The 17,493-nt window shown below is 59.2% G+C and carries 29 protein-coding genes; 12 read left to right on the top strand and 17 right to left on the bottom strand.

Annotated elements, in window-relative coordinates:
* Nucleotides 1-31: 31 nt before the first annotated feature.
* From BXA07_RS27350 to BXA07_RS27285, 14 genes are all read right to left on the bottom strand, one after another.
* A complete protein-coding gene (locus BXA07_RS27350) occupies nucleotides 32-1,720 on the bottom strand; it encodes a terminase large subunit (protein WP_076572765.1) in 1,689 nt (562 codons plus the stop codon).
* Nucleotides 1,717-2,190, bottom strand: coding sequence for a terminase small subunit (locus BXA07_RS27345; protein ID WP_076572761.1), 474 nt, complete (start codon nucleotides 2,188-2,190; stop codon nucleotides 1,717-1,719). Before BXA07_RS27345 ends, BXA07_RS27350 begins: the two co-directional genes overlap by 4 nt.
* A 193-nt stretch (nucleotides 2,191-2,383) precedes the next feature.
* A complete protein-coding gene (locus BXA07_RS27340) occupies nucleotides 2,384-2,797 on the bottom strand; it encodes an HNH endonuclease (protein ID WP_212592374.1) in 414 nt (137 codons plus the stop codon).
* Complete coding sequence (locus BXA07_RS27335; RefSeq protein WP_139335804.1) at nucleotides 2,794-3,141, bottom strand: hypothetical protein; 348 nt, start codon at nucleotides 3,139-3,141, stop codon at nucleotides 2,794-2,796. Before BXA07_RS27335 ends, BXA07_RS27340 begins: the two co-directional genes overlap by 4 nt.
* A 196-nt stretch (nucleotides 3,142-3,337) precedes the next feature.
* Complete coding sequence (gvpU, locus tag BXA07_RS30525; protein WP_139335803.1) at nucleotides 3,338-3,805, bottom strand: gas vesicle accessory protein GvpU; 468 nt, start codon at nucleotides 3,803-3,805, stop codon at nucleotides 3,338-3,340.
* Nucleotides 3,806-3,888: 83 nt separating this feature from the next.
* On the bottom strand, nucleotides 3,889-4,419 hold the full coding sequence (locus BXA07_RS27325; RefSeq protein ID WP_076572756.1) for a hypothetical protein: 531 nt from the start codon (nucleotides 4,417-4,419) through the stop codon (nucleotides 3,889-3,891).
* A 133-nt stretch (nucleotides 4,420-4,552) separates the two neighbouring features.
* The gene (locus BXA07_RS27320) at nucleotides 4,553-4,804 is read right to left on the bottom strand and encodes a DUF7220 family protein (RefSeq protein WP_076572755.1); all 252 of its coding nucleotides are present in this window, start codon (nucleotides 4,802-4,804) and stop codon (nucleotides 4,553-4,555) included.
* Nucleotides 4,801-5,166 carry a dATP/dGTP diphosphohydrolase domain-containing protein gene (locus BXA07_RS27315; RefSeq protein ID WP_083708576.1) on the bottom strand — a complete coding sequence of 122 codons (366 nt, stop codon included), beginning with the start codon at nucleotides 5,164-5,166 and terminating at the stop codon, nucleotides 4,801-4,803. The genes BXA07_RS27320 and BXA07_RS27315 overlap by 4 nt, the downstream gene beginning before the upstream one ends.
* A complete protein-coding gene (locus BXA07_RS27310) occupies nucleotides 5,163-5,390 on the bottom strand; it encodes a hypothetical protein (protein ID WP_076572753.1) in 228 nt (75 codons plus the stop codon). The genes BXA07_RS27315 and BXA07_RS27310 overlap by 4 nt, the downstream gene beginning before the upstream one ends.
* On the bottom strand, nucleotides 5,387-5,629 hold the full coding sequence (locus BXA07_RS27305) for a hypothetical protein (RefSeq protein WP_076572752.1): 243 nt from the start codon (nucleotides 5,627-5,629) through the stop codon (nucleotides 5,387-5,389). The genes BXA07_RS27310 and BXA07_RS27305 overlap by 4 nt, the downstream gene beginning before the upstream one ends.
* Nucleotides 5,626-6,372 (bottom strand): hypothetical protein, encoded by a 747-nt coding sequence (locus tag BXA07_RS27300; RefSeq protein WP_244556423.1) that lies wholly within the window; start codon nucleotides 6,370-6,372, stop codon nucleotides 5,626-5,628. Before BXA07_RS27300 ends, BXA07_RS27305 begins: the two co-directional genes overlap by 4 nt.
* The gene (locus tag BXA07_RS27295; protein WP_076572751.1) at nucleotides 6,290-7,447 is read right to left on the bottom strand and encodes a tyrosine-type recombinase/integrase; all 1,158 of its coding nucleotides are present in this window, start codon (nucleotides 7,445-7,447) and stop codon (nucleotides 6,290-6,292) included. Before BXA07_RS27295 ends, BXA07_RS27300 begins: the two co-directional genes overlap by 83 nt.
* Before the next feature lie 9 nt (nucleotides 7,448-7,456).
* Nucleotides 7,457-8,224 carry a replication protein P gene (locus BXA07_RS27290; protein ID WP_139335802.1) on the bottom strand — a complete coding sequence of 256 codons (768 nt, stop codon included), beginning with the start codon at nucleotides 8,222-8,224 and terminating at the stop codon, nucleotides 7,457-7,459.
* Nucleotides 8,221-8,988: a hypothetical protein gene (locus tag BXA07_RS27285; protein ID WP_170909752.1), complete on the bottom strand. Its 768-nt coding sequence runs from the start codon at nucleotides 8,986-8,988 to the stop codon at nucleotides 8,221-8,223. The genes BXA07_RS27290 and BXA07_RS27285 overlap by 4 nt, the downstream gene beginning before the upstream one ends.
* A gap of 223 nt (nucleotides 8,989-9,211) precedes the next feature.
* Here BXA07_RS27285 and BXA07_RS27280 point away from each other — a divergent pair, with 223 nt between their 5' ends.
* The gene (locus BXA07_RS27280) at nucleotides 9,212-9,460 is read left to right on the top strand and encodes a hypothetical protein (RefSeq protein WP_076572746.1); all 249 of its coding nucleotides are present in this window, start codon (nucleotides 9,212-9,214) and stop codon (nucleotides 9,458-9,460) included.
* Here the strand turns inward: BXA07_RS27280 and BXA07_RS27275 are convergent, their stop codons facing one another.
* Nucleotides 9,461-9,931 carry a hypothetical protein gene (locus tag BXA07_RS27275; protein WP_076572744.1) on the bottom strand — a complete coding sequence of 157 codons (471 nt, stop codon included), beginning with the start codon at nucleotides 9,929-9,931 and terminating at the stop codon, nucleotides 9,461-9,463.
* Between BXA07_RS27275 and BXA07_RS27270 the strand changes: the two genes are divergently transcribed.
* Nucleotides 9,930-10,154 (top strand): hypothetical protein, encoded by a 225-nt coding sequence (locus tag BXA07_RS27270; RefSeq protein WP_076572742.1) that lies wholly within the window; start codon nucleotides 9,930-9,932, stop codon nucleotides 10,152-10,154. The two genes, BXA07_RS27275 and BXA07_RS27270, sit on opposite strands and share 2 nt — an antisense overlap.
* On the opposite strand, the gene BXA07_RS27265 is transcribed toward BXA07_RS27270, so the two are convergent.
* On the bottom strand, nucleotides 10,155-10,775 hold the full coding sequence (locus BXA07_RS27265) for a hypothetical protein (RefSeq protein WP_076572741.1): 621 nt from the start codon (nucleotides 10,773-10,775) through the stop codon (nucleotides 10,155-10,157).
* Between the two features lie 33 nt (nucleotides 10,776-10,808).
* Between BXA07_RS27265 and BXA07_RS31460 the strand changes: the two genes are divergently transcribed.
* From BXA07_RS31460 to BXA07_RS27215, 10 genes are all read left to right on the top strand, one after another.
* Nucleotides 10,809-11,051 (top strand): hypothetical protein, encoded by a 243-nt coding sequence (locus tag BXA07_RS31460; protein WP_244556422.1) that lies wholly within the window; start codon nucleotides 10,809-10,811, stop codon nucleotides 11,049-11,051.
* Nucleotides 11,052-11,199: 148 nt separating this feature from the next.
* Complete coding sequence (locus BXA07_RS27255; protein ID WP_076572737.1) at nucleotides 11,200-11,922, top strand: S24 family peptidase; 723 nt, start codon at nucleotides 11,200-11,202, stop codon at nucleotides 11,920-11,922.
* 98 nt (nucleotides 11,923-12,020) lie between these two features.
* On the top strand, nucleotides 12,021-12,413 hold the full coding sequence (locus tag BXA07_RS27250) for a hypothetical protein (RefSeq protein ID WP_139335799.1): 393 nt from the start codon (nucleotides 12,021-12,023) through the stop codon (nucleotides 12,411-12,413).
* Between the two features lie 192 nt (nucleotides 12,414-12,605).
* On the top strand, nucleotides 12,606-12,920 hold the full coding sequence (locus BXA07_RS27245) for a hypothetical protein (protein WP_076572733.1): 315 nt from the start codon (nucleotides 12,606-12,608) through the stop codon (nucleotides 12,918-12,920).
* Entirely contained in the window at nucleotides 12,917-13,213 is a 297-nt protein-coding gene (locus tag BXA07_RS27240; protein WP_076572732.1) for a hypothetical protein, read from the top strand. The genes BXA07_RS27245 and BXA07_RS27240 overlap by 4 nt, the downstream gene beginning before the upstream one ends.
* A complete protein-coding gene (locus BXA07_RS27235; RefSeq protein WP_076572730.1) occupies nucleotides 13,213-14,274 on the top strand; it encodes a UvrB/UvrC motif-containing protein in 1,062 nt (353 codons plus the stop codon). Before BXA07_RS27240 ends, BXA07_RS27235 begins: the two co-directional genes overlap by 1 nt.
* Nucleotides 14,271-14,711: a hypothetical protein gene (locus tag BXA07_RS27230; protein WP_076572729.1), complete on the top strand. Its 441-nt coding sequence runs from the start codon at nucleotides 14,271-14,273 to the stop codon at nucleotides 14,709-14,711. The genes BXA07_RS27235 and BXA07_RS27230 overlap by 4 nt, the downstream gene beginning before the upstream one ends.
* The gene (locus tag BXA07_RS27225; RefSeq protein WP_076572727.1) at nucleotides 14,698-15,927 is read left to right on the top strand and encodes a phosphoadenosine phosphosulfate reductase domain-containing protein; all 1,230 of its coding nucleotides are present in this window, start codon (nucleotides 14,698-14,700) and stop codon (nucleotides 15,925-15,927) included. The genes BXA07_RS27230 and BXA07_RS27225 overlap by 14 nt, the downstream gene beginning before the upstream one ends.
* Entirely contained in the window at nucleotides 15,924-16,217 is a 294-nt protein-coding gene (locus BXA07_RS27220) for a hypothetical protein (RefSeq protein WP_076572725.1), read from the top strand. Before BXA07_RS27225 ends, BXA07_RS27220 begins: the two co-directional genes overlap by 4 nt.
* Nucleotides 16,217-16,483, top strand: coding sequence for a hypothetical protein (locus BXA07_RS27215; protein WP_244556421.1), 267 nt, complete (start codon nucleotides 16,217-16,219; stop codon nucleotides 16,481-16,483). Before BXA07_RS27220 ends, BXA07_RS27215 begins: the two co-directional genes overlap by 1 nt.
* Here BXA07_RS27215 and BXA07_RS27210 read toward each other — a convergent pair.
* A complete protein-coding gene (locus tag BXA07_RS27210; RefSeq protein WP_244556420.1) occupies nucleotides 16,478-17,473 on the bottom strand; it encodes a tyrosine-type recombinase/integrase in 996 nt (331 codons plus the stop codon). The two genes, BXA07_RS27215 and BXA07_RS27210, sit on opposite strands and share 6 nt — an antisense overlap.
* Nucleotides 17,474-17,493: the final 20 nt, after the last annotated feature.

The following is a 17,493-nucleotide window of genomic DNA, read 5'->3' as shown; positions in this document are numbered from 1 at the left end:
CGGGCCGGAAGAAATCTAAAAAGCTCATGGGTTATACAGTCCTTATACCGCGCGATTCGTACACCGATCCACCTTGCGCCGGCGGATTCAGTTCCATCAGGGAGACGGCGTCGAAGGTCGCCATCAGCGGGTCAATCTTGGCGGAGCCGCTCGCCTGCTTGGTAATTAAAATGGCATTGCCTCGCGGCTCGACCTTGGCATTGCCCACGCACCAGGCCATCATCGGCTGGCCGCCGTGTTCGATCACGCCCTCGGCCAGCTTGCGCTCGGTGGTCTTGATCGCACCGCCGAGGCGCCAGCCCTGTGAGATGGCAACGATCTTTTCCTGCGGCACGCCGGCTTCGACCATTGCATCGAGGATGGCGCCAATGCCGGCCGAGTCCGCTCCCACCTTGTCGAGCAGTCCGGATTGCTCCACTTGCAGCACGGCAGCCGCTACCTGCTCGACGTCCTCGCCGATACGCTCGACCAGTACCAGGTCGCCCTGCTTGGCGAAGTCTTCAAAGCGGGCGGCTTCGATTTTTCGCCGCTCCATCACCGAAGGGTGCGCCCATGCTCGGGTCCACAGCAGCCAGCGGCGCGTCTCGCGCTCGCGGCCGATCACCGCCAGGCCCAGCAAGTCGTCCAGGCCACCGCCATCGATGCCGACGGTGGCCACCTCGCTGCGTGCCAGCAAGTCTTCCAAGGTCAACGCCGGGCGCAGGCCTTGCTGCTCCCAAAAGTCGGCGCCAGGCCAGCGGTTCGACATCAGCGCCAGGCCGATCTGCACATTCAAGTGCTTGGCCAGGAAACCGCGGAACTCCACTTCGCCCTTTTCCTGCGCCTGGCGGAAGCCTCGCTCGATGAATTCCTCGTCAACCGATGTGCCCATGTTCGGGTTCGTTACATAGGCGTTCGCCACCTCCCGATGCGCGCCGGCCTTGAGCATGTGCTCCGGGAACTCGTACAGAACCGGGTAAAACGCCGGGTCGTGAATCCGTCCATCGCGCACACCGCGCGCATACAGCAGCCGCGACAGGAACGCGCCGGCCGGCGGATCGTCCGACTGCGTCGTGGCGAAAATCACGAAGCCCTCGGGCCGCGAGGCCAGGCCGCCAGTAGCTTCCAGCAGCATGGCGTCCGCGCGCGGGTTCTTACCGAACAGCCATAGCTCGTCGACAAACACGCCGATGGCCTTCTTGCCCGACACCGTCTCGCCGTCGGCCGCCACCACCTTGAGCGTGGCGTTGGTCGTCAGGTGCGTGATGGTGCGGATATGGTCCTGCACCTTCAGCAGCACGGCCAGTTCGTCGTCGGCGCGGATCATGGCCGCCATCGGCTTGTAGCTGTTGTCGGCCACTTCTTTCGTTGGCGCAAGGACGATGTACTCACCCTCCAGCCGCCAGTTCAGCAGCAGCGCCGTGATCATGATGCCGGCGGCGATGGTCGACTTGCCATTTTTCTTGCTGATCAGGAGCATGAACTCCTTGATCAGCCGGCGCCCGGTCTCGGCGTTGTAGGCGCCGAAGATGGCGGCTACAAAGTCCAGCACCCACTCGCGCACCACGTCGCCCATGCGCGGGCTGCCCGGCGCGTCGACCATGCGCAGCTCTTTGAAAATTGCCAGCGCCGCCTCGGCCTGGTCAGGATAGAGTGGCGGGCATGGCGTCAGCGGCAGGCCTGCAACAATGCGAGCTTCCCAGTCGTGGCATGCCGTAGTCCACTCCGGATACGGCGTCATTTACTGCCGCCAGACACCAGGCGTGGCGGCGGTGGCGGCGCACCGAAGCGGCCACCGGCGGCCTTCTGCGCGGCGTCTAGCTTTTCCTCTTTCTTGCCGATCTCGCCGGGCTTCTTGTGCACGAAAGGCATCAGCGCCTTTGCGGCATCGATGCGCAGCTTCTCGCCCAGTTCGATATCGTTCATCGCCGCCATCAAGAATGTTTTCGGGTCCGTATGCTGCAGCGCGCGGTTTAGATCGAACGTTGGGCGCGCCGGCGGAGCAGCTGGCGGCAGGGCCGCCGACGCACCAGGGACGATGTTGGCACGCGCCGCCTTCAGGTACTCGGCCACGGCCGGGTGTTTAACAAGACGCGAGCCGGCCGCCGATGCCGTCGCCGGACTGTACCCGGCCACGATCGCCGCATCCTTATTGGTGCGGCCGGCCAAAACGGCATCGGCGAACGCACGCTTTTTGCCTGTTAAAGCCATTAACAAAATCCTCAGTGAGGGAAAAATTCTGCGCGTGGGAGAGGACGCGGTCTAGGTCGGCGAGGGGTCGGGAACTTTTCGCCCCCCTCCCCTAATTACCGCCATGCAATGTTTCTTTTAATGCACGTTGTTATTATGCAATGATGCTGGAGTTTCTTTCTTGAAACATTTCACGATATTGCTTCGATGCCATCTATTCGCCTCGACGATGGCCCGCCTCTTCGCGCTGCTTGTCTGCGCTGTGATGGGTGCCGCATAGCGACTGCCAGTTGGCCTTATTCCAGAACAGCACCTGGTCGCCACGGTGCGGCTCGATGTGATCGACCACGGATGCCATGGGAGCAGCGACGCCCAGCTCAGCACAGTGCAAGATGGCCGTGCTGGGCGCCATATTGCGAACAACAGCATAGGCCGGGTCGCGCAGGCAGTACACGCACAGCGGGTGGCTGCGCAAATAACCGGCGCGCGCTTTCTGCCAGGCGTAGCCGTAGCCGCGCTTGGTGCTGCTCGATTGGTCGGTGCGCCATGAGCCTGGCTGCATCACTGGCGCGCGGCTCATGGCCTGCTGCTGCAAGCGCGGCTTGAGTGCCTGCAGGCGTGCCATCAAGGATTCTGCAGCAGGGAAAGTGGCACCGCTTGGGCCGCACACAAAGCGTCCCACTCGCGCACCGCCTGGACAAATGCACCATCGGTGGCGGCAAATTGGGGCACGCCTGCGGTGTCAGACGCGCGGCCAGCGTGCTGGATCACCGCACGCGTTCGTGTCGATATAGCCGGCACCAAGGCGGCCGTCGCACTGGCAGACAACCCGGTCATGCCGTAGCCGTTGGCGCGCAGGATCTGCTTGGCGCGCTCGGCATCAATGACGTGGCTAACGATCAGGTCGAGTGTCTCGCCATCGGGCTCGGCCACTGCGCGGATGATCATGTCTCGGTAGTGGCGCGGGTTCATCGAACACCTCAAATAAAAAGGCCGCTGACGCACGATTGCGTTCAGCGGCTAAAGCCCAGGGAAAGGCGGACATCTGGAATGCAAAAAGCCCGCAACATGGCGGGCTTTTCTAATGTGGCTAGCTGCATGACGCAGTTATCACGTGTATATAAAAATGGACTATACCGGACACGTTTGTCCGGCGCAAGCTCTTTGGCTAGTTTTTATTACTAATCGTTCCCAGGCAGAATCCGACAACTTCTATCAGTCGCCCTCGCCATAACACTCCACCGCTCGTTGGTATATTGCCACCCGATTGATGAACAAACTTAGCATTTTTCAGGTGAATGTACGCAACATTTTCTGACGAATCTAGATCTGCATCGCCCTTGGCATCGACCTTAACGAATTTCGCCCCCAGATTCCGATAGGATTCCCGAACGGCATCGGCCGTTAAATCAGTTACTCCCGTGGACTTGATGAGTAATTCTGCATATTCCCTAAAGTACACGTCACCAGCAATAACATTGCCGGAGACGAGCATTCCTCCAGTTTGCAACGTAATCCCTACTTCCAAGCCATTCGCACAGTTAACGATTGCTACGAGATTTTGCAGTACAAAGTCGGGCTGGTTAAAGCTTCTCGTTATCGACTCTTCACCCACAACATCTTCTTGATCCGACATTTCTAGCTCCCTTGGTAATGTGATTTTTAATAATACATTACTAATGCTGCCTCCAGATAAATTCCCGCAGCGCTACTACGCATTTACGAACTTATTCCTAATTTCCTATCCGCCTCCCGTTGGGCATGCGCATCCAATTCCTTAAGCGCTTTATGAATCCTTGCTTTCTGATCGTACGCAGTTGCTTTAGCCACGTTTAGGTCTTTTGCCGCCGCAGTGATAGATATACCACGCTCGAAGAACGAACGAATAATGGCAGCCCGCATGTTCCTAATGGTAAGCCCCGTGCATGTGCTCAATGCCCACTCAGTCAATGTAGCAATAGCATCTCGATACTGCTCCGTCATCTTATCCTTATTTTGGCAACAAGGGCATTCCTCATATCGAGGAGCATACCGGGCAGTAATGCAGGCCTGCTCAAGCTCGCTCATCTGGCGCAATCGAGTCAAAATAAAGCCCGACTGTGCGGCACCATCGAGAGACACGAGGCCTTTTCCTGTGCCAGATCCTCCTCCCTTCATGAGCTTGGACATCGGCGACAGCGCATACTGCTGAGACGAATAATTGAATGCGAACATTAGCGCATCGTGTGTATTGTTGAATAACTCTTGCATTTCGATCCCTTTGCTTTCGCTCGTCTGGCAGTACTGAATTTGATAACAACCGATGATTCACAATAATCATGAAAGTGAGGAAACATGCGGCGTTGCGGGGTGGTCTTCGCCACTTTCCCGCCAGCGCTTTTGCTCAATTCCTCTTAATCGCCGTGGCCGCCGCTTGCGCCACCATGTGCAGCTTTGCGTTGAACCAGCGGCGAATGCAGTACGACCGCGCCACACTGATAACTGTGTAGATCAGGCCCAGCAGCAGGTTATCGCGCGCGGTGATGTGAAAGCCAAACAGCGGAAAGATCAGCATGTTGGCGGTGAAGTTGATGGCGAAGCCGATCACCACGTTGATAATGGCCTCGATCAGCGAGCCGAGCCGGGTCTGGTTCATGGCTGCAGTTCCTTTGCCGGGCGGTCGTCACCCTCTTGATAATTGGTCGCATAGAGCGTAAGCATGCGCAGATTGCACATGGCATGCGCCAGGTGAGGCAGGCCCGATTCGGCGTCGCACTCCTCGCCAGCCTGCCATGCTGCCATGTGACGCATCAGGCACGCGAACGGGATCGACCAGGCCATGCCCTTCGTCCAGTTCCAGGCCGCGTACTTTTCCTTGCCATAGGCCCACACGCGCGCCTCATCGGCCATGGTGGTCAGCGGGATCAGTGAATAATCCGGCTTGCCGTAGTTGAAGCGGGCGCCACTCCCCTTTGCTTGGCTGGTCACGTCGCCAATTCCTTGGGCGGCTGCCATCATGCGGCCGCCTTGCTGGCGACGGCCCAGCAGATTTGAACGGCATAGTTCGATCTGACTCGTACAACCTTGCCAATCTTTTCCATGCGCTTGAGTTGGCGTAGCAGCCAAGCCGTCTCGATAAACTGCCCGCCAACAGGCGTCAAACAATTTGCCAGGTGATAGGTCATCATGTTGGTGCGCTTCGCCAATTCGGCCAGGATTTCGTCATCGGTAGCCTTTTTCATTCTGCTTGCTCCATAAAAGTGATTTCACTGGGCTGGCGCGGTGTCGCGTCGCCCATCAGGTAAATAATTGTCGAGATCCCGCCGCCCTGCACCTGGGGATACATGCTGTGCAGGTGGTGCTGCTTGCCGGCGAACAGCACGGGCTGGCAGGTGTAGAGCGCACGCAGCAAAGCGCGATCGCGCTTGTACGCTGCCTCGGCCGGGGTTTCAGGCGCCGGTGCTGGGCTGCGGCGGCTCATGGCGCCACCCGCTTGAATTCGACCACCCACACCCAAGGGTTGGCCGCCCAGCTGCCAGCGCCGTTGATGGATTCCCACAGCGACGCGAATGCCTCTACAGCAGAAGCTCCGACCGGCGACACGTGCCGGCCGTCGGTACCATCAATGAAATGGCAACCTGACCGGTCGATAGCCACACCCTCGGCGAGAGCATCCGCCTGGCTGCAGTCATTCAGCCGCTCGACGCGCACCGACACGATCTCTAGCTGGATGCGGCTGGCCCAGCGCGGCATGTGGATGCTTGGGCGCCAGCGGCAAACCAGGTTGTCGTCGGCATCTTGGAATTCCGGTGCGCCACCACCGTCAGCTGCATACACGCAGAATTCGGGCGTCTCAAACTTGGTTGAGTCACTCCTATACTCGTCCATGCGCTCGCCATCGAACAGTGGGCCTTGGAACGTCTCACGCACCCAGATGCGATCACCAGGTTGGCCGTACGGTGCGAGCGTCGCGAACTGGCGGCGAACTCCCTCTTCGGCCATGTAGTCTTCACGGAATGGCTGCGGCTTCACAATCCGCCGTGTCTGCGTCTTTCTGCCGTCGAGCAGCGCGCGCACCATCGGCGCGCTGAACAACATCGGGCACTCTTTCACTGCCGGCTTGCCGGTTTTCTCTTCCAATTTATTCTCCTGGGGTTGGATCGTTTGGCGTCGAATCGGCGCCAGAATTGCCATCAACTGATGACTGATGATAATCATCAACATGTGTATCCATGCGGGTTTGCGAGGTGGCGCTCGCCACTTTCTCGCCACGCCCGAAACCGATTTTCTCGGCAATATCGTTCTGCGCCTGCGCCGCTGTCTCCCGGTTTTTCTCCAGGTAGGCCATGGTGGTCATCGGCGACTTGTGGCGCATCACGGCCTGGATCGTCTGGATCGGCACGCCCTGCTCCGACAGCATGGTGGCGAACGTGCCGCGCAGCCTGTGCGGGGTGATCCCCTTGATCTTGCAGGCGAGGTTGGCGGACTTCATGGCCTTGCGCGCGAATCCGGGCGGGTGCTGCTGGGCGCCGCCGCGCTTGCCGGCAATAAGACCCTCCACCTGGCGGTGCGGCACCAGCTGCTCGACCAGCCAGGCAGGAACAGGCACGGGCTCGGCCTCGCGGCCCTTGGTGACGCCGGGCGTGTAGGTGGCGCGCTGCCAGTCCAGCCATTCCCAGCGCGCGCCGGCCGCCTCGGACTCGCGCAGGCCCAGGCCGAACATCAGGCGGATGGCCGTGGCCACCGACGGGTCGACGCGTGTCACCTGGTCGACCGCAGCAAACCACTCCGCCACCGCGGCGATCGGCAGGATCGAGCGTGGGCGCTTCTGCACCTTGAGCATGCGCACTTGCCATGGGATCGAGCGGATGATCTCGCGCTTCACGGCCCAGTTGGCTATCAGCTTGAGCACGCGCAGCCAGTGGTTCGCGCTGGCTGGCTTGTGGTCGAGCAGGTGCTGGTTGCGCGCCAGCTCGACGTGGCTGGTGGTGATCTGGTTCAGCGGCAGGTCGCCCAGGTCGTAGAAGTGCAGCCGGGCGGTGGTCTCGACGCTGCGCTGGTGCGCGGCGCTGCTGATCGGACCGTTCACCTCCAGCCATTCCTGCGCCATCGCTGCCAGCGTCGGCACCACCTTGCCGCCGTTGGTCAGGGTCAATGCCTCGTCGTACGCGCGCTGCGCCACCACGTTGGCCTTCGCCTTGCTGCTCTCGCGGGTGCTGCGCTGCACGCGCGCGCCAGCGATCTGGAATCGGTAGTGGTAATTCTTGGCCTTGCCGGCGCGGAACAGGTGAAAATTCATTCGTATCTTTCAAATAATGCCAAGGGCGGTCTTGGCGTTGGTGATCTGCATGGCGTGCAGCGACTGATCGCCTTTCGCCAGGCGCGCCATGATCTTTCGCGCCCACGTTTTGTGATCGAAATGCGTTGCCCGCGCCGACTTGGTGACGCCGCTGGCCTCCAGCTCGGCCAGCATGCGGGCCGCATCCTCGCGGGAGAGACTGCCCTTGCCCGGCGCTGGCAGCGCTGGCGCCGGTGCCGGAATCTCGGCCCATTCGCCGCGTGCCAACTGCGCGCTCAGCGTGGCCGCCCAGCGATCCTTGACCTGGCCGTACGAATGCATCATCAGGTCGCGAGAAAGCAGCATCGCCGACCAGTAGATCGCTGGGTGCGACCAGACGCCCCACTCGCCCTTGTGGCGCGCTTCGATGCCGACGATGGCCTCGTGGTACGCCGGTACCGGGTCGGCAAACGGCTTGCATGCCTGGATGAATTCGGCGCAGCTCGGCGGCTTCTGGTAGCGCAGACGGCAGGCCTTCAGGCCGACGGCAACGTCCTTGGGGCTGATGCCCTCGTCCTCGAAGGCCTCGACCCATGATTCGGCCCAGTTCCGCAGCGCGACTTCGCTGGCGAAATTGGATGCCCACCAGTGCGGGTATGCACCGTCCAGACGGTTGTACAGGTGTTCGATCATCGACACCTTGAGGGTCGGATGCACCTCGAACCAGCGCGAGTCTGGCGCCGTGCTGGACTGGCCGAGAAAACAATTTTGGCTGCCAACTGCAGCAAGTGCGCTCATGTCGGGCTCCCAGGTTGCGGCCGGCCACGATTGACGAATGCGGTCGGGTCAAATTTCGCCGGGCGCCCTGCTGCCGCACCGTGCGGCGCGCGCTCGTTGCGCACCCAGTTGCGCCAGGTGGCCGGCCAATCCGCCTTGCGGCCCTTGACGCCGGGCTGGGCGATCCAATAGTCACGGAAGCGCTGCTCGGTCTGCGCCGGAATCAGCTCCGGACGCTCGGTTTTGCAAAACTCGATATCCTCGGCCGATGCAGCCCAGTCAGCAGGCAACCGCGTCGCGGTGGCGTTCGCCTCTGCTCTTGACTTTGCTTTTGTAGTTATCTTCTCTTCTGTATCTGTATCTTTATCTGTATCTGGGCGTTTTTGTGCGTTCGGTTGCGTTTGGTTTTGTTCTCCTTCCGCTTTCAGGCGTTCTTTTTCGGCTTTTTGACGCTCGCGATACTCTTTTCCGCGTTCGGCCGAGCCGTCTTCACGCAACGGCTGACGTTTTTCCCATCCAGCAAGCCGTTCACCATTCAATACACGCCCCTGCATGGCGCTGAGAATTGCTGTCACGTTTTCCTCTTCAAGGTCGAGTGCGGTTGCCACGTCCTCACAAACGAACGAATGCGTTTGCCCGCGTTCGTCTGCGTTCGATGCGCACACCATCAGGTGTACATACACCGCCATCACATCACCGATGCGCTGCCTCGAAACGCGCGCGATGGTGCGCCACTTCGGATCGTTCGGCATATCGGCCCATAACCGGCACCAGGGATTAGCCATCTCGCTTTCCCATCAGGTAGTTACTCAAATTCATCTCCAACCTTCCATCCAGCCGTGATGGGGTCGGGGCGTGACCGGCGGGCTGGAATCGCCTGGTCGCAGCTGCGCAGCCGCTGCCCCGTTTGAAACGTGTTCCGGCGCGAAGGCCGGGAAATGGGCGGGTAGTTCCTGCCGCGTGTTAAATTGTCAATTCCACTCAACAATTTACGAAAAGGAACTACCCATGAGTAATCCGATCATTGAAATAAAATCGGTGCTTGAAGAAACAGCAGTCCTTAGCGACGAAATGATTTCCAATCTGACTGGAATCAACATGTTTCTGAGGGCGCTATCTGTCGAATTACGTCGCACCCATCCGGAGTTGTTAGCCTCAATCGAAGCGAATATCGAGGCGAATATTGTTGAAGCGGATGAATCTCCGAGAAAGATTTCGGGGAAAAAATATGCGCTCTCCATCGCTCGCTCTGAATAATTAACCTTCCCGCCTGAGCTCGCTGACCTCCCGACAAAGAGCGGTAGTCTGCCTATCGATCCGTTGGACGGCCCGCTCGCCAAGAATGCCGCACAGTTCGGCCGACATGAGCAGTTGCTGCAACTGGTCGCGGGCGGTGAGTAGATCAGTCTTCAACTGCTCGACCTTAGCCATCGCCGCATCGATCGAGCTGCTGTCGACCTCGACCGACAAACTGACGACCATGGTCGACGTGGCGCTCGCCGGCGCCAGTTCGTCGAGCACGTCCGACGGATAGGGAAAGCGCTTCAGCTTGCCCATGAGCCGGCGGCAGGCTTCTTTCACCTGCTCGTCGCTGTATGGTTCGAGCTGGTCGGACCAGGTCTTTACCAGCGCCAGGTAATCCTCGCGGCCATCAATACGGCCAGGCATTGGAAAGACCCTGGCGAAATGCTGCAAAATTTCATCCATCAACGGAGTAGTAATTGCCATGACACATCCTTTAAAAAAAGTTTCAGTTACTGACCTTCAAACTGCCCTCGCAGAGACCTTGCAAAAACTGACTGGCTCCCAGTGCGAGGTCAACATCGAAGACATCGACTTCAAGTGGACTTCAGCAGCCCCATTCACAACGCCTGCGGGTATTTCCATGACCATTCAATTCACGAAGGACTACGGTCAGACCGGTAAGATCGACCCGGATACACCGTTCTAATCAGGCCTTTTCCTTCGCCCCGCGCCCCCGATGCAGCACCCGCTGCAGCACGTTCTTGGTGCAGGAAAAGGCGCGGCGCGCGCCGGTGAGGATGCGCACGATGCGCGCCTTCTTCTCAGCCGCGCGTGCCGCCTTGCGCAGCGCGATCTCGTAGTTAGCCGGGGTGGGCGCCGCAATGACGTTGGCCAGCGAGGCCAACGCGTCAGCGTCGGCGCTGGCCAGGTCGCAGATATCGCCCAGGGCCAGGCCCGCCTCGTCGCTCGACTCGATGGCCCGGACGAACAGGCCGAAACGGCGCAGCATGTCGTTCAGGCAGTGCACGCGCGCGTCATCTGGCATGCCGGCGAGAATGGAGAAAACGAAGTTCGCCGGCAAAAAATTGGTGTCTTTGGTCTCGTCGTCGAGCCAACGCAGCACGCGGTCGCTGTTGTTCTTCATGCGCTGGAACTCGTCCGTGTGCGCATCGAAGCGGATACCGGTCACGGCCGGGCCGCCGGCGTGCGCATGCGCCGCGACGATCATGTCGATGGCGCTCGCGCTCGACAGCCCAGCGGCCCGGCGCCAGTCGGCCACGTGCTCGCGCAAGATGCCGATCAGGGTTTTGTGCGACTCGTTACGCATGCTTTTTCCCGTGAGGTAATTTATGCTGGGTGAATGAACAAAATTGCGAAACTAAAAATCGAATTTCCCCATCCTGTCGAACTTCTGGGCGATGTGGTGAAATCAAGATGCACGCGCCCCAAACACATCAGGCCGCAAATCTTCCCTGCGGACCTTCCCCTCAGTCAGAACCTCAATATCCCTGCAGTGCTTGATTGGTATCCGCCGCCCAGGGAGCTTCCACTGGCTAACAGCCCCTTTCGTTATGCCAAGGTGATCGGCCAGTGCCTGCATTGATCCGGTGATCGATATCGCCAATTCGAGCGCTTCTTCGGAAGTCATTTTTTTTAGCCAGTAGATGAGATTGCCAAAGTATAGTAATTCTATACGTTAAGGTCAAGCGAAACTATACCAATTTTGTTTAGATAACCTATACGATATTGAAATGGAACTTAAAGACGTAATTGCCAATTGGATAAGATCTGCGCGGTCATCTGCCGGCATGTCTGGCGCTGACTTAGGCGCACAACTTTCACTAGCCTTAGGAGGCGTACGAGGACACAGCAAAGCAAATATCTCGCACTGGGAAACTGGCAAGCACAGCCCGAACCTTCAGCAGCTGCTTGCAATATCAAAAATAACGGGAATGGATCTTCCAGAAGAAATCCGTGGCCAACTGATCACAAAGAGCATGCCGTCACCGCTGGCAAGTGAAAATGCCTTTGATAGCAATGTAGTGCCTGCCAAGCTCGGGGCACGTGCCATTCCCGTAATTTCAGCCATTCAGGCTGGTGCAATGAGGGAAATTACAGTGCCCTACTCTGTAGGGGATGGTTATGCCACTATATTTGTAGATGGTGACTACTCACAGTGGGCGTTCGGATTAGAAATCGAGGGGAATTCGATGCTTCCGGACTTTCAGCCAGGCGATATAGTTATTATCGAGCCTGACTGGGAGCCTCGGCCGGGGGAATGCGTGGCGGCCAAAAATGGCAAAGAAGAAGCTACGTTTAAGAAATACCGTCAGCGTGGAAGCAATGCGGAAGGAAACGACATCTTTGAACTCGTTCCCCTTAACGAGGATTACCCGACTATGCGTAGTGACGAGGTCCCGTTGACCATTATTGGGGTAATGGCTGAGCATCGGCGCAAGACGCGAAGAAAGTAGTTCAGTATGGAAGGCGATGCACTGCCATCGAAACTTAAATTTCAATCACGCCCGTCGCCGCACGATGAGCTCAACTAAGCGCAACAGGACAAGAAGCGATGTCAACAGACGATACGGGCGCCCGAGGCATTACACTTAACTCCATTGATCGCCAGTCAATACGTGAACTAGTCAGGCAAGATGCTGAACGCATGGTAGAGGTTGCTCGCGCCGGCGGCAATGTTTACCAAACATCACTTGATCGTCAAGATGAGATAAGCAACTTTGCGGCCAAGCTAAACGATGCCGATCAGCAAAAATTCTATACCATCTATGCCGAGGAACTACGAGCATCAACAAACACGCAGACCGATCAACTAACTGCAATTCATGCAAAGAGCCATGATGACCTTGTGAAGAATATTAACAGCTCAAGCCAAGTAAGCACCTGGATCTCACTCATTGTCCTTTTCATAATTCTAAGCTCGGTGATTACTATGTACAGAAGTTAGCCCCGTCATGGGGAGGCATAGCAAGTCTCTTCTTGAGGCACTACTACCATGCCCGCATTTCGCGGGCTATTTTTTGTGCGCAACATCAAAATTGGCCGAATCTAAAAAATAGTATAGTTTTTCTTTACATCAAAAGTATAGACAGTCTATACTTACATCCATCGACGCACCACCTCAACCGATGGAGAGAAAATGTCACACGCCGCCAGCAGCACGCCAGAACCCAGCGCCACCGTCAAAATCCCCTACCTCACCTGCGCTGAATGCAACGCAATCATCCAGGCCAACGCCAATGATCGACCAGGCGTCGCGTCAGCTTCCGCAATTGACCTGATCGCCGACAACCTGCTCGACGCCGAACTGTGGCCCGAGGACAGCGAGCTCGTCGCCGAGATCCGCGCCATGTTCATGCACAACTGGGGCATGGATCAGGCCCAGGCCGACGCGCGCATGTCCCGCTTCAACTTCAAGGCCGCCCTCGCCGCATTGGAAGGCGGTGCAGCATGAAATTCAAGTTCAACATCTACCTGATCATCGCCGTGGCCATCATCGGCGCCATCACCGGCAGCCTGGCCATGAGCCTGGGCGAAATCGAGCCAGCGGCCAGCGCAGCCATCATCCTCTTGTCCGTGTTGGTGCTGGGCTGGGGCGCCGGCAGCGTGTCGTCGCAGGCCGAGATCGACCGCCTGACCAGCATCGAGACCGGCCGCCGCATCCAGGCCAGCTGCCTGATCACCACCCGCAACCGGCTGGAGCGCGAGATCGCGCAGCTGCTGGACGTGAAAGGTGGTGTGCTGTGATGACCATCGGCCGCATCAATCGCGCTGGCAATATCAATTTTGGCGATGCCTCCCTGAGCATCTGGGAAGAAGGCATTCGCGCCGCTGGCAACTACCAGGCGGAGAAAGCCTGGAATCGCCAGTTCAAGCGCGAGGTCTTCGCTCGCATCGTGCAGACCCTGCACCGGATCGGCTGGACCGTGGGGCCCTGGGACAAGGCCGATCAGTACAAGGCGATCGCGCTCGGTCATCGCACTTGCAGCAAGGGCGACCTCAAGGGCGAGCTCGACGTGTCCGGCCGCTGCATCAAATTCGAGATGTGGCAGGACGTCACGCTGTCCGAGAATAGCAACGGTGGCCGCTATGATTTCAGCAAGGAAGCTCGCATGCCCTATCTACTGCGCATCGAAATGGAGCGTACACGCCGCCGCATCCGCGACTACCTGCTCAATGTGCTGACCGACTACGAGTTCAAGCCATCGAGCCCGAAGTTGGGCATCAACGGAGCCACGGCAATCGAGGTTGCTGCGCACGCCCGCAGTACAAGCTGCCACTACGTCAAGGCACTTGATCGGGCCAATATCAGCAACAAGGAGCAAGGATTCTCGGCCGATGGCGTGGCACTGGAGAACGGCAGTAAGGTCTTTGCATTCGATCGCGCCGGTCGCGTGATTTGCGGTACCGCCTTCTATAGCCTCAACGGCAACTGGCAAATCGTCACCGGCCGCTACGGCCTGACGTATGCATGGCACACGGAAGTCTACGCCGAATGCCCGGGCGACCCGCGCGTGAAGCGAAACAGCGATCAGCGCCGCCGCCGGCTGGAAGGTGAACTGGCGAAGGCGATCAAGGCAATGAACTTTGAGCGGGCGGCCGTGCTGCGAGACATCCTGTTCCCAGGTAAGCCCGCCCTGTTCGCAATCTGGAACGCGCAGCACAGCCTGTATCACCGCGCCGGCACACGGGGCTACACAAGCGACCTTTCGGAGGCCGGCAAATTTACTGCCGACGAAGTGCGTGGCTGGGACTGCGCGCCCAACAAAGTGATCCAGATCGTCAGTGATGAAAAGGCTGCGGCATGATGTACGACCTCGCCCGCGTCGAACGCCAGCACCTTGCCAACAATAAGGGGCCGGTGTTTTCGTTGATCCGCAAGCGCTGCGCCTGCGGCAAGGCCAGCACTGCCAAGCAGCTCACCCAGCATGGTAAATGCGCCGCCTGCTCGCTGGCGGCCGTCCGCGCCACGATCATGCCTGGCGACTTCGCCAAGCTGCAGCACATGCTGGGCGCCGTGCAGCAATATCCGAAATGCAAGTGGGGCTGGCGCAACTATTTTGCCGCCGGCAGCGGCCAGCAGCATGAGGCGATGCAGCGCCTGGTGGCCGCCGGCCTTGCTACGGCAGGCCGCGCATGCGGCGACATGACCTATTTCTACGCCACGCGCATGGGCTGCAAGGCTGCTGGCCTCGATGCTGCTGGCATCAAGCGCGCGATGGGGACTGACGATGAACCAAGCTGACATTTTCTCTGCCGGCGCCCAGCGCCTGCAAATGACCGATTCCATCGATCTGACGATCCAATCGCTGCTGGCCTACGGCGCCACGCATGAGCACTGGGGCATCGCCTGGTCGGGCGGCAAGGATTCCAGCGCCACGCTGACGCTGATCACATACCTGCTCGACACCGGCAAGATCGCGCGCCCGAAATCGCTGACCGTGTTCTACGCCGACACCCGCCAAGAGCTGCCGCCGCTGGCCATCGCGGCGCGCCAGATCATGGACGAGCTGGAAGAGCGCGGCATTCGCGTCGAAGTGGTCACGGCGCCGATGGATAAGCGCTTCATGGTCTACATCTTGGGCCGGGGCGTGCCGCCACCGAACAACAACACGCTGCGCTGGTGCACGCGCCAGATCAAGATCGACCCAATGGAGCAGGCGCTGCGCGACCGCCTGGACCAGCTCGACGGCCAGATCCTGATGATCACCGGCGTGCGCCAAGGCGAAAGCGCAATCCGAGACCGCCGCATTGAAATGAGCTGCAGCAAGGATGGCGCCGAGTGCGGTCAGGGCTGGTATCAGCAGGTGCTGCCGAACGCGAAAGGACTGCGCGGCCGCCTGTCCACGCTGGCGCCGCTGCTGCACTGGAGGGTCTGCCACGTGTGGGAATGGCTGCGCCACTGGGCGCCACAGGCCGAATTCGGCGACTGGAGCACGGGCACCATCGCCGATGCCTACGGTGGCGACGAGGCCGAAGAAGTCAACGCACGCACCGGCTGCATCGGCTGCCCGCTGGCGGCCGAAGACAAAGCGCTCGATACTATCCTGCTGAACCCGCAATGGGCCTACCTGGCTCCACTCAAGGGCATCAAGCCATTGTGGCGCGAACTTCGCGAACCACAGCACCGTCTGCGCAAGGCTGGGCGCGAGATTCTAAAGTCGGGCGCGGTGGCGGCAAATCCCCAGCGCATGGGGCCATTGACGTTCGAGGCGCGGCTGATGGGGCTGGAACGCATCCTGGCCATCCAGGCCACAGTCAACGCGATGGCGCGCGCCACTGGCCGTCCTGAGATCGATCTGATCAACGCCGAGGAGGAAGAGCGCATCCGCGAGCTGATCGCCCTGGAGACTTGGCCGCAGGGCTGGGACGGTGACGAGCCGATCGCCACAACGATCATGGATACGGTCTATGCCAACGGAGCAGTACAGCCGAGGCTTTTTTCTGAGGATGAACTATGACGAAATGCATCACCAGCGATAAATGGCGCGGCGAGCGCGACGAGCCGGTCAACCCGTCCACCGTGCGCTACAAGGCGCAGGAAGCGACCGCTCCCAGCTGCGAAGGCTGTCTGTTCGAGCGCTCCGTGGGTGTGTGCTCGAGCGCTGCGGCGCTGGCCGTGGCCAACGACCAGCCGGACTGCGAAGACCGCTCGCCGGGCGGCATGACCTACATCTACGTGCTGGACCACAGCGACCCGCGCCAGCTCGACCTGCTCCGCGCCACTACATTAAGCAAAATTGGAGAATAATGATGACAGCAACTGAAAACGATGTATTGGCAAAATTGGCTGATGCAATTGAGAAAATGCAGCGCCCTGCCCTGCCATTGTCTGTAGATCTTTGGGATACAAGCTGTCTCGCCGCCTACTTCAAGCGCTCAACCCATCGGGTGCGCAGCGATATCGTATGCCTTCCGACGTTTCCACGCCCTATCCGCTTGCCGGTCGAGGGCCGTTCGCAGGCGCTCTACAAGGCACGCGAGGTTATAGCTTGGGCAGAAAAACACACTTCATAGCTTCGCCGCGATATCGTCGGCGGTTGCGTTGTAGTATGTCTGCAACTGCCGAATGTCGCGGTGTCCGACCATGCGTGCCAGATCCAGCACGCCCAGCTTGCCGGCCAGGCGCGTGATGGCTTCGTGCCTGGTATCGTGGAAAGTAAGGCCTTCGACGCCAGAACGTTTACGGGCCTTTCGGAAAAGAGCATCGAGGGAGGCGGAGGAAATATCAAAACCGTCCGGCACCATCGCCCATATCTCCTGCGCGCGCGGCGATAGCGCCACATCCCGAGCAAAACCATTCTTCGTCATTTTCAGCCTGGCCACGCGGCCCGATACATCCGCCTTGCCCAGTCCACATATTTCTCCAGCACGCATAGCCGTTTCAATGGCGAACAGGAAGGCGAGCGCAATGCGATGCTGTTTCGTCGTCGGTACCATATCGGGGGCCTTTTGATCCCAACCCAGGGCCAGGCAGATGGCCGTGATTTCATCCTCGCTTATCAGCCTGTCCCTGGGCGGCTTGGCCTTCGGCCGTGCAACGTCGGTAGTGGGACTTTTCGATAGCCACTTCCATTCCTTGCGCGCTACCGAGAACACATGCGACAGCAGGTTCATTTCACGATTTACCGTTGCCCCGGATACGGTCCTGAGCCGCTCATCACGCCAGGCGGCAACGTGGGTCTCATCGACCTCAGAGATTTTCACGGCTCCAAGGGACATTGCACCCATGGCGGCCAGGCGGTTGACCTCAAAGCGTTTGCCGGCCTTATGCCTGGAAACCTCGCGTTCGTAACGATCAAACGCATCCTTGCACGTCTCTTCGACAACTTTGGCCTTGCCGTTGGCAAGCTGCACGCGCTGGTCTGCCTCCCAAGCGAGCGCCGCCGCCTTGGTTTCGAAGGTGCCGGACACCCGAACACCCTTGACCATGAGGCGATGTCGCCAAATTTTGCCATCCTTGACCGGAGCTGCCATTTTGGTAAATCCATTGGTAAATTTTGGCAAATGGTAGCAGCATTTCGGTG

The sequence above is a fragment of the Janthinobacterium sp. TND4EL3 genome (genome assembly GCF_900156175.1).
In the GTDB taxonomy this organism is placed as follows: domain Bacteria; phylum Pseudomonadota; class Gammaproteobacteria; order Burkholderiales; family Burkholderiaceae_D; genus Janthinobacterium.
The sequence above is the reverse complement of the archived record's forward strand: the minus strand, read 5'-3'. Positions and strand labels throughout refer to the sequence as shown.

Excerpts from the sequence above, each read along its gene's own strand:
- BXA07_RS27310 (WP_076572753.1), bottom strand. The coding sequence starts at position 5,390 with ATGAAAAAGGCTACCGATGACGAAATCCTGGCCGAATTGGCGAAGCGC.
- BXA07_RS27265 (WP_076572741.1), bottom strand. The coding sequence starts at position 10,775 with ATGCGTAACGAGTCGCACAAAACCCTGATCGGCATCTTGCGCGAGCAC.
- BXA07_RS27350 (WP_076572765.1), bottom strand. The coding sequence starts at position 1,720 with ATGACGCCGTATCCGGAGTGGACTACGGCATGCCACGACTGGGAAGCT.
- BXA07_RS27270 (WP_076572742.1), top strand. The coding sequence starts at position 9,930 with ATGACACATCCTTTAAAAAAAGTTTCAGTTACTGACCTTCAAACTGCC.
- BXA07_RS27225 (WP_076572727.1), top strand. The coding sequence starts at position 14,698 with ATGAACCAAGCTGACATTTTCTCTGCCGGCGCCCAGCGCCTGCAAATG.
- BXA07_RS27335 (WP_139335804.1), bottom strand. The coding sequence starts at position 3,141 with ATGAACCCGCGCCACTACCGAGACATGATCATCCGCGCAGTGGCCGAG.
- BXA07_RS27285 (WP_170909752.1), bottom strand. The coding sequence starts at position 8,988 with ATGGCTAATCCCTGGTGCCGGTTATGGGCCGATATGCCGAACGATCCG.
- BXA07_RS27250 (WP_139335799.1), top strand. The coding sequence starts at position 12,021 with ATGTCAACAGACGATACGGGCGCCCGAGGCATTACACTTAACTCCATT.
- BXA07_RS27320 (WP_076572755.1), bottom strand. The coding sequence starts at position 4,804 with ATGAACCAGACCCGGCTCGGCTCGCTGATCGAGGCCATTATCAACGTG.
- BXA07_RS27230 (WP_076572729.1), top strand. The coding sequence starts at position 14,271 with ATGATGTACGACCTCGCCCGCGTCGAACGCCAGCACCTTGCCAACAAT.
- BXA07_RS27325 (WP_076572756.1), bottom strand. The coding sequence starts at position 4,419 with ATGCAAGAGTTATTCAACAATACACACGATGCGCTAATGTTCGCATTC.
- BXA07_RS27215 (WP_244556421.1), top strand. The coding sequence starts at position 16,217 with ATGATGACAGCAACTGAAAACGATGTATTGGCAAAATTGGCTGATGCA.
- BXA07_RS31460 (WP_244556422.1), top strand. The coding sequence starts at position 10,809 with ATGAACAAAATTGCGAAACTAAAAATCGAATTTCCCCATCCTGTCGAA.
- BXA07_RS27220 (WP_076572725.1), top strand. The coding sequence starts at position 15,924 with ATGACGAAATGCATCACCAGCGATAAATGGCGCGGCGAGCGCGACGAG.
- BXA07_RS27300 (WP_244556423.1), bottom strand. The coding sequence starts at position 6,372 with ATGTTGATGATTATCATCAGTCATCAGTTGATGGCAATTCTGGCGCCG.
- BXA07_RS27245 (WP_076572733.1), top strand. The coding sequence starts at position 12,606 with ATGTCACACGCCGCCAGCAGCACGCCAGAACCCAGCGCCACCGTCAAA.
- BXA07_RS27240 (WP_076572732.1), top strand. The coding sequence starts at position 12,917 with ATGAAATTCAAGTTCAACATCTACCTGATCATCGCCGTGGCCATCATC.
- BXA07_RS27275 (WP_076572744.1), bottom strand. The coding sequence starts at position 9,931 with ATGGCAATTACTACTCCGTTGATGGATGAAATTTTGCAGCATTTCGCC.
- BXA07_RS27290 (WP_139335802.1), bottom strand. The coding sequence starts at position 8,224 with ATGAGCGCACTTGCTGCAGTTGGCAGCCAAAATTGTTTTCTCGGCCAG.
- gvpU (WP_139335803.1), bottom strand. The coding sequence starts at position 3,805 with ATGTCGGATCAAGAAGATGTTGTGGGTGAAGAGTCGATAACGAGAAGC.
- BXA07_RS27305 (WP_076572752.1), bottom strand. The coding sequence starts at position 5,629 with ATGAGCCGCCGCAGCCCAGCACCGGCGCCTGAAACCCCGGCCGAGGCA.
- BXA07_RS27315 (WP_083708576.1), bottom strand. The coding sequence starts at position 5,166 with ATGATGGCAGCCGCCCAAGGAATTGGCGACGTGACCAGCCAAGCAAAG.
- BXA07_RS27295 (WP_076572751.1), bottom strand. The coding sequence starts at position 7,447 with ATGAATTTTCACCTGTTCCGCGCCGGCAAGGCCAAGAATTACCACTAC.
- BXA07_RS27255 (WP_076572737.1), top strand. The coding sequence starts at position 11,200 with ATGGAACTTAAAGACGTAATTGCCAATTGGATAAGATCTGCGCGGTCA.
- BXA07_RS27280 (WP_076572746.1), top strand. The coding sequence starts at position 9,212 with ATGAGTAATCCGATCATTGAAATAAAATCGGTGCTTGAAGAAACAGCA.
- BXA07_RS27235 (WP_076572730.1), top strand. The coding sequence starts at position 13,213 with ATGACCATCGGCCGCATCAATCGCGCTGGCAATATCAATTTTGGCGAT.
- BXA07_RS27345 (WP_076572761.1), bottom strand. The coding sequence starts at position 2,190 with ATGGCTTTAACAGGCAAAAAGCGTGCGTTCGCCGATGCCGTTTTGGCC.